Annotated in this window: 8 protein-coding genes; 4 read left to right on the plus strand and 4 right to left on the minus strand. The window is 42.0% G+C overall.

From position 1 onward, the window contains the following. Positions 1–1,412 (minus strand): DUF3160 domain-containing protein (locus tag PHP87_RS09465; protein WP_299920632.1); only part of this gene is annotated, 1,412 nt, incomplete at its 3' end. 485 nt (positions 1,413–1,897) lie between these two features. Here PHP87_RS09465 and PHP87_RS09470 point away from each other — a divergent pair. After that, positions 1,898–2,185, plus strand: coding sequence for a type II toxin-antitoxin system Phd/YefM family antitoxin (locus PHP87_RS09470; protein ID WP_061213299.1), 288 nt, complete (start codon positions 1,898–1,900; stop codon positions 2,183–2,185). Further along, positions 2,178–2,489 carry a type II toxin-antitoxin system RelE/ParE family toxin gene (locus PHP87_RS09475; protein WP_299920636.1) on the plus strand — a complete coding sequence of 104 codons (312 nt, stop codon included), beginning with the start codon at positions 2,178–2,180 and terminating at the stop codon, positions 2,487–2,489. The genes PHP87_RS09470 and PHP87_RS09475 overlap by 8 nt, the downstream gene beginning before the upstream one ends. A 237-nt stretch (positions 2,490–2,726) precedes the next feature. Here the strand turns inward: PHP87_RS09475 and PHP87_RS09480 are convergent, their stop codons facing one another. From PHP87_RS09480 to PHP87_RS09490, 3 genes are all read right to left on the minus strand, one after another. Then, complete coding sequence (locus PHP87_RS09480) at positions 2,727–3,896, minus strand: DUF763 domain-containing protein (RefSeq protein ID WP_299920639.1); 1,170 nt, start codon at positions 3,894–3,896, stop codon at positions 2,727–2,729. A gap of 397 nt (positions 3,897–4,293) precedes the next feature. After that, complete coding sequence (locus PHP87_RS09485) at positions 4,294–4,752, minus strand: GyrI-like domain-containing protein (RefSeq protein WP_299920641.1); 459 nt, start codon at positions 4,750–4,752, stop codon at positions 4,294–4,296. A 290-nt stretch (positions 4,753–5,042) separates the two neighbouring features. Beyond that, complete coding sequence (locus PHP87_RS09490) at positions 5,043–6,254, minus strand: ATP-binding protein (protein ID WP_299920644.1); 1,212 nt, start codon at positions 6,252–6,254, stop codon at positions 5,043–5,045. 330 nt (positions 6,255–6,584) lie between these two features. Here PHP87_RS09490 and PHP87_RS09495 point away from each other — a divergent pair, with 330 nt between their 5' ends. Together PHP87_RS09495 and PHP87_RS09500 are read left to right on the plus strand one after the other, a co-directional pair. After that, on the plus strand, positions 6,585–7,073 hold the full coding sequence (locus PHP87_RS09495; RefSeq protein WP_299920647.1) for a hypothetical protein: 489 nt from the start codon (positions 6,585–6,587) through the stop codon (positions 7,071–7,073). A 139-nt stretch (positions 7,074–7,212) separates the two neighbouring features. Next, positions 7,213–8,145 (plus strand): phosphodiester glycosidase family protein, encoded by a 933-nt coding sequence (locus PHP87_RS09500; RefSeq protein WP_299920649.1) that lies wholly within the window; start codon positions 7,213–7,215, stop codon positions 8,143–8,145. The last annotated feature ends 354 nt before the right edge of the window (positions 8,146–8,499 follow it).

Genomic DNA, 8,499 nt, shown 5'->3' on the forward strand with positions numbered 1-8,499 from the left:
AAAGTATATAACCATGACCAGTACAGGTTTTGGTGCCACTCATCATTAAGTCCGGCAATATATTTTTGCATTTTTGCCATATTGGTGCTGTATTTTTTAAACTCAAAAGCACCTTGTTTTTTCAATACAGTTTCGGCGGTGTCCGAGCCTATGGCAGCCGGAACATCTAGACCACTGGGCAACATACGCCGTTCACCGGCCAGGTTTTCGCTTACCTCACGGTAAATCAAATGCTGGAAAATTTCTGCATCTAGAGTATATCGTTGGCCCATAAAACGGAATCCTAAGACTTCCTTATCCCGATCCGGTTGGATAGTAGCATCAAAAATAGGAATCGAATTTATAACCGGCGCTTGCAAATCCTTGGCTAATTGGCGAAACTTATCAAAACCCTGGCTATCCTCGGCTATCTTCTTAGGAGTTAGATTCTTGCCATAAGCCTGTTCCAGCAGTTCGATATACTGGTGGTAACCAATATCGTCGCTCTTGCCCACCATAAAATCGGTAGTTGTATAGATTTTTTCCCACTCCCGGGCACCAATACCGTTATGTAAAGCCAGGGTCATGAGAATAGCCGAACGAGTCTCATCAGCATCTTTTAAACGGAAGGTAATACGTCCGTACCACATCATACTTTGGAAATAATCTTTCAAATCATCCGTTTTAGCATAATGACCACGGGGAATATACTGGGTATAATCTTCTTTTAAACCTTCTATCAGATCCGGTTTGGTTCCCATGGCCATAACCGGTGACAGTTCAGTAGAATCATGCTTTTTAATAAAACTGATTTCCTGTTCGACCTCGGTCTTAACTGCAGCTGGAATCCTGGTATCAGGATTTAACAGTTTACTGCCTACGGCAAAAAAAGCTAAATTGCGGCGAGCCGCATTTTCCCAGTCACTGCCCTTTAAATCCTTATAATCCGTTTCCGCCCGCTGTAATAGACTGGCATTCAATTTCTTTAATTCCGGTATCAAGGCTTGCTGTTCAACATTTTGCAACAAATGAGAATAAAAGAGATGATAATTATGAACTACTGCATCCGTGGTAATGAAATTAGGCACATTGTCATAACGGTTAATCTCATAAGTCATAAAAAACTCATGGCCCATAGCGGGAAGCACTACAAAACCATTTTTGATTAATGATTCCTGGGCATTATCCGAAAAATCAAAGCGTTCAGCATTAATCACATTGGATAAATCAGGTGCGACCTTATAAGGCTTAACTATAGCTGTATCTTGCACTGAAATCTCCTTATAAGGTGCAAACTCCTGGGCCAAAGCAATTGCGCCAGGATTAGCATCCTTGTCTCCAGTTGATGACCCAGCCTGGCATCCGGCCATCATTAACAATGCTGCAACTAATAACCCACACCATAATTGCTGCTCCAACCTCCTGTGATTCATTAATATTACCCCCATCTCCTAATATTCTTTCAATGTAATACGATTAAGCCGTCATATAGCTTTCATACTTGCTAGTAGCTCTTAATATTAACTCAATTTTATGACCAAAAAACCGGCTGAAAAGCCCGACAAAACAATGACATAATAGTTAAAACAACCGGTATTGACACAAAAGTGCATCCCCGTTTGGTACAATGTTAATAACCACAAAAACACGGCCAAACGTAGAAAGGATGCACAATATCATGTTACATCAAATCGATCCGTCTGAAAAGGTTATTAACGAAATTCGTAAGCTCTTTAAAAATCTTAAAATCAGCCAACTGCTTCGTGCAGATTAAAAAATATAGCTTGTTATTGGTAGAAACTATCTCTGGGATATTGTTACTAGCTACGAGGGGATATTTACCAGTTTGATATATCTTGCACGGTTTAGCATAATTATGATAAAATCACACTAAATTTAAATGGGAGGTATTATCTTTATGCTACAAATTAGACCGGTATCCGATTTACGAAATAATTTTGCAGACATTTCCAAAATCGTCCACGAAACTGCACAACCGGTATTTTTAACTAAAAACGGGTATGGCGATATGGTTGTTATGAGTTTTGAAGCCTATGAAAAACTTCAATTTGAAAGTGAAATATATTTTAAACTCAAGGAGGCTGAGATGCAAGCCAGGCTAACCAACCAGCGATTCTCCCATAAAGAAGTCTTCAACCGTTTGAGGCAAACCCTAATGGAAAAGGCAGATAACGAAAATGTATGAGATCACCTATCTGCCGATTGCTGAACAGGACATTGCCGAAATTATTATATACATTTCTAATCAATTGAAAGCGCCGAAAGCTGCGATAGAGTTGCTGGATGCGTTCGACCATTCGATTTTTCTATTACAGGAGTTTCCTTATGCCCACAAAATATACAGGTTGACAAAACCGTTAGAAGAAGAATACCGTTTGCTGCCAGTAAAGAATTATGCGGTATTTTATGTTGTACGAGAGCAGGATAAGAGTGTAGAAGTCCAACGCGTGGTTTATGCAAAGATGGATTTAAGCCAGATTTTAAAGTAAGGCGGTTTTGCCTTTTTTGCCAGGTGACCGAAGAGGATGTAAGAAAAGAATATGAGAAGTCAGGTGGATAATGCCGTAGTTTGTTTAAACTGTGCAGTAATGTAGAAATGTAGGGAACGACCCCTGTGTCGTTCCGAATCAGTGATGGGTGATTTTATGAATTTACCGAGAACGCATTAAGTATTTTCATGCGGGTTATATCCGTTACAAAAAGCCCCGGATATCATCAAAAAGACCTTATAAGTCAAACAATCCCGGCTGCCGTACTGGGCTTTTTTCCAGATTTGCGGGTTGGGGAGGGGAAGGAGGAATCGGGCTGGCTTGCACCTTTACGGATTCACTATGCCACCGGGCCAGCTTTCTTAAGGCATCAAGCTGTTCCCGTTGTCCGGCTTTAGCCTTGCGGAGTGCACGCCCAAGTGTGGTATAGGATTGTTCAATATCCGCTTCATTAACCGGAAAAGGGAAACCGTCTTTGCCACCATGGGCAAAAGAATAGCGTACCGGATCGCTAAAACTGGGCCGGGCTCCATAGGCGACTTCGGCAACCAGACAAAGTGCCCGCAGGGTACCGGCACCTACTCCGGACACATTAAGCAGGGCTTCAAAATCCTGCGGATGCTTATCATAAGCGGCATACAAGGCTTTGTTAAGATAGCCTGTTCGAGGTATAGGATGGCAGGTCGGTAAAGTTAGGGAAGATTCCTGCAAGCGTTTTATCTCCGCCAGGAGCCGATCGGGGTTTTCCTGTACCAAATGAGTGCTAATCTCGCGAATATTTTCATTTTCGTTGGCCACCAGATTTAAGGTATCTGTCGTAAAGTCACAGCAAATAGCGGCCTGGGGCTCTGTTGTAAACGATTCTACAGCATCGCCCAGCCAATGGTAACGACGCGCTTGCCGTAAGTCTTCATTCATTCCCTGTTGAATAACCGCCCAGTGACCATCTTGGGTAAAGAAAAAGCAATGATGATAGATATCGTAGCTATCCTGTACTGCCGCACTATCTACCTTGGCCGAGATTTTGCTGGCATAGACCAAATCTTCGGCTGAGCAGCTTAGTCCATGGCGATCAGCATGATTCATAATATCTAAAGGGGTCTGACGGGCGGTACGTCCTTTTCCTCCGGCCACAAAAAGACCGGCTTGAGGGCCTACCTCTGCCAGGCCTTCTTTTAAGGCGCCGCAGACCGTGGTAGTTACCCCGGAGGAATGCCAGTCAAAACCTACTACACAGCCTAGAGCCTGAAACCAGTATGGATGGGAAAGCCGGCGCAGGACTTCATCAGGCCCGTCTTCTTCTAAAATCACTTCGACGATAGCTTTGCTCAAGGCTTTCATGTGGGTAAAAAGCCAGGCAGGACACTTGCCCCCGTGCAGAGGGAGGTTGGCAGTACCGGTTCGCATGATTATAGTCCTTTCGTTCAGGTTAAAAATAGTATAACAGAAAAAAGAACAAAAGTTCTATTGTTCTTGTTGATATGGTGAAAAATGTATTAATGATTTTCGCAATTCAAGCAAACTTCTCGATATTGTACAATTGACTCCACCGCGAAAACCCCTTTTTGTTGCATAAGGGTTGCATAAATATACAAAGCCTGATTCGGAACGACACGGGGGTCGTTCCCTACACATTTTTCGGTCGCTTTTAATGTAGCTGAACGGTATATTTATACAAGCCAATGAATATTAATAACTTTTTGCAGTAGAATCACAATTATATTGCAAAAGCATTTTGCCAAAACAGTTTAAGGGGACAGGCTAAGCCCCCTAAACTGTTTTTAACTATTTAATAAAAGTCCCTTTACTTGAGAAGAAAGACGATTCTGGTTAACAGTTCATTTTCCGGCGTTTCCGCGGGATTGTTAAGATAAAACTCATAACAGACTCCGGTTGGGGTGTACCCATTGGCGGTTATCCACTCCATAATGGCATTATAAGCAGGTTCGATTTGATTGTAGGGCCCGGTATACAGGCAGGATACCTGCTTTCCGCCCGGAATTTCACCAGGTTTAAGTTCATTAGTGCCTGCTATCGACTGAGCTACCGGTAAGCCGCATTCGATATCCAGGTCTTGCATATCCGTATTAAAATAGCCCACATATGGTGCACCGGAAGGCTGGACGCCTATTTCACTCAGATAGTTCATAATGTCCCCATAGGCTTTCCCCAATACTTGGGGCAGGTTTTCAACCGCTGTTCGGGTACGTATGGATATTGTAGGTTGAGCTTCCCTTTCTTCCAAAACAAACTGATATTGCATATTTATGGCCTCCTAACATATTTTTCTCAATTATAGCATGCCAAACATGACAACTATATGACAGGTTTAAGGGGAATATGTTAGCCGTAAACCCTCGGTACTCATCAATATCCTGGGCGATGATGCGACTACCTAGTTTTACATAAAAATGGCAGCTACCCCTTAACCGTCCCGGAGAATCCAGGGATCAAAAAACTTATACCATCCCCGGCTCTTGCAGGTATATAATGGTTCTATTAAATATGTCTATAATAATCTTAGAGGTGGGGAGCAGATTATGAACCGGATAATTATAACTTCCCACTCTGCAAGAAATCCCGAATATTCATATGTTTAATACCTAAATAACTCTGCTCTAACTCATCCATTGATACCACATATTTCGGAAAATTATCATTAATCGCAAGTAGCGCAGAAAACTCTCTTTCCTTAACCTGCTTGGATGCTAAAAGATAACAAACCTGAACATACAGTTTTTCACCGCGCTTATCGGCTGCAAAGTCGACTTCCTTTTGATTCATCTTACCAACGGTAACTTCATAACCTCTACGTAGCAACTCCATATAGACGATATTTTCCAAAACCTGATCAATATCCCGGCTATTTTTTCCGTAAATAGCTTCGCGAATGCCATGGTCAGCTAAATAAATCTTCTCCTGCAATTGCAGTATTTTTTTACCTACCAGGTCTTGCCGCTTCACGCGATGAAACAAACAAGCATTCTCACAGGCCTTTATATAGTTGTATACCGTTTCCGGGGCTGCTTTGCGGTTTTCACTTTTCATAAAATCGGACAGGCTTTTGGCCGAAAAGCTGTGGCCTATGTTGGCAACCACATACATAATAATCCGTTCCAATAATTCAGCATCACGAATACGATTTCTTTGTATGACATCCTTCAGGATTACAGAGTTATATATATCCCTCAAATACAGGTAGCTGGGTTCTTTCGCAAAATCGAGGTTAATTAAAAACGGCATTCCGCCCAACTGCAGGTATTTTACGAACGCCTCCTGGTCGGATAAAATCTCCTCCTTTTGCCTGCACACATCCAAAAATTCAAGATAGGAAAAAGGATATACCTTAATTTCAACATAGCGTCCGGCCAGGTAGGTCGCCAGTTCACCCGATAAAAGATTGGCGTTGGAACCAGTAATATAGATGTCTACATCAAAATCAACCGATAAGGAATTAACACAGGTTTCCCACTGTGTGACCTCTTGAATTTCATCCAGGAATAAATACGCTTTCCCCGATATTTCTGATAATTTTCGGCTTAAATCCTGATACAGCACATCACCAGTTTTAAGTGGCGCATATTCGGCAGATTCAAAGTTCATGCTAATAAACTGGCTTGGGGCAACCCCATCGTTCGCAAGCTCCTCCTGAATAAGTTGCAACATGACGGATTTACCGCTACGCCGCAATCCGGTTAAAACCTTGATGATGTTTTTATTCAAAAATGGGCGGATTTGTTTAATATAAGTTTCCCTTTTTATCAATGCCCTCCCGAACTCCTCTCGAAAGTATTTATCCGCTTATCAACAATTATAACCTAAACTATAACAGATAAACGCGATAGTTTAACTTATAGCTTAATGTTATGATGTTTTGTTCTTGCATTTGGCGTGAAAGTCGGGTTAATTGCTATAACTTTTTATGGTTGCTACAAACTGTATCACCTGCACAACAATAATGATTTTGTGTTAGAATTCAAAACAAACCATTGTTGTATAGAAAATATTATTTTCCTTGTAAAATCTTGTCGTGACAGCATGACGGGAAGAAATGCAGACGGTGTGGTTCAAAAAGAAAGGATGCGGCAGATACATATGGATGACAGAGAATTGATAACTAGCGAGCAGAATTTGCAATATCAAACCAGGAGCTTTAAGGGTGAAACAAGCCCGGGCGGTAATACCCGGCAAAAAACTATTATTTATGTTGTTCTTACACTCCTGGCTTGGTCGGGGCTTTTTTATGGGGGATATTATTTTACTTCAAAATACCTGCAGCAAACCCACCCCCTCATTGCCAATCAGATGGAAGAAATCAAACTTGAAAATCAGCGCGTGGAAGCCGAAATAAACAAAAGCATGCAGCTGCTGCGCGAAGATATTAATGAATCCAATCAAGAAATTATGCAGGTTCGCAGTGAGTTGAATATAATTCGGGAAAAACTTGAATTGACAGGTGAAACCCTCACAGGTACTGATGAAACGCGTCAAAGCCTGCAGGAACAGATGACCGAGCTGGATCAGCAACTAGCTTTATTTAAGGAACAGCTGGAAAAGCTGGAGGAGGCCGTGCGTGCTTTTTAGATTACAATTATTCTGTTTATTTATCATAATTCCTTTTATGGGGGCTGGACTGGCATACGCACATTTTCAGCCTTTTTCACCACAAGAAATAAAAAGTATGACTCTTAATAATACTATCTTTCTAAAAGAGGCTAATCAAATGTCTGAGCAGATACTCGTATTAAACCAGGCGGTTGGAGAATTATCAGGCTCAGCCGCAACATCTTCCCAAATGATTAGTTTAATACAAGAAAATGCCCAGCAAGAACTAAGGGAATACCAGAAACAACAATCCTCTTTACAGGAACTACTTGAAAGCTCGCATGAACAAAGCCTGGCCTCTAATGAAATACTGGATTACCTGCTTGCCAATATGCTGGGTGACCCTATTGGACAAAGTTTTGGCGAAAAAGCGACTATCAAGGTCTATTCTCTTACCGAGACTGGATATCGCGGCTATATGGCCAAAGTGCGCCTGCACAGTATAGATGCATTGGAGATGGTTTTGGCAGGTAATAAAGGTGAGACGACCAGAGAAGCTGCCAAGCGTACCAATGCCGTCCTGGCAATAAATGCGGGCGGATTTTTCTCCCATGAAGGCAATATGATTCCCATAGGAATTACGGTGATAAACGGGGAAGTGGTTACCTTCTACGGTTCAGGTACTGATGAGGTTTTCAGTTTTGTTGGCTTTAATGATGAAGGGCAGCTGGTAGGGGGGCATATTGAAAGCCCTGAAGAATTGGCTGAGAAAAAAATTATACATGGCGCCAGTTTCTTGCCAACCCTGTTGAAAGACGGAGAAAAGCAGCCTATTCCTTCGAAATGGGCGAATGCCAAGCAGCCACGTACCCTGATTGGTCATTTCAAAAATAATGATCTGCTTTTTATCGTTATTGATGGACGCAATACTGGCTGGAGTGAGGGGGTAACCTTGGAAGAAGTGCAGCGCAAACTGCTGGAATTGAATGTTCGAGATGCCTATAATCTGGATGGCGGCGGCTCCAGCACTTTTTACTACCAGGGCGAGGTATTAAACCGTCTTGTTGGTGGGGAAAGACGGGTAAAAACAAATATTATTATAAAGGAATAAAGCTGATAATGAAAACTATTTGGGTAGGAGGCTAATGGAGGAAAGATGCCAGTCAATACTATCAACCGGGAATTAATAGCCTGTTTTCGCGAAAAGGGCTTCTATCTTGACTATGCAATAACACCGGCCAAAGCATCTGCTGTTGCAGACAAGAACTTTGAAAATCAATTATATGAGAAATTTTTGGACAATCATAACAAAATGCTGTTCTACCTGGGGTTTATTGCATACCTCCAGGATGAGTTTCAAAAACATACGGGTAGTTCATTCCAACCATATGCAATCACGGGAGCAGTAAATCCCCGGTATTTATCAATATCCCGGGCGATGATATGACCGCCCAGTTTTTCATAA

Source organism: Syntrophomonas sp. (assembly GCF_028707975.1).
Taxonomy (GTDB): domain Bacteria; phylum Bacillota; class Syntrophomonadia; order Syntrophomonadales; family Syntrophomonadaceae; genus Syntrophomonas.

Bases quoted from the DNA above. Each gene is read 5' to 3' on its own strand.
- PHP87_RS09495 (WP_299920647.1), top strand. From the start codon at position 6,585: ATGGATGACAGAGAATTGATAACTAGCGAGCAGAATTTGCAATATCAA.
- PHP87_RS09485 (WP_299920641.1), bottom strand. From the start codon at position 4,752: ATGCAATATCAGTTTGTTTTGGAAGAAAGGGAAGCTCAACCTACAATA.
- PHP87_RS09480 (WP_299920639.1), bottom strand. From the start codon at position 3,896: ATGCGAACCGGTACTGCCAACCTCCCTCTGCACGGGGGCAAGTGTCCT.
- PHP87_RS09500 (WP_299920649.1), top strand. From the start codon at position 7,213: ATGTCTGAGCAGATACTCGTATTAAACCAGGCGGTTGGAGAATTATCA.
- PHP87_RS09475 (WP_299920636.1), top strand. From the start codon at position 2,178: ATGTATGAGATCACCTATCTGCCGATTGCTGAACAGGACATTGCCGAA.
- PHP87_RS09470 (WP_061213299.1), top strand. From the start codon at position 1,898: ATGCTACAAATTAGACCGGTATCCGATTTACGAAATAATTTTGCAGAC.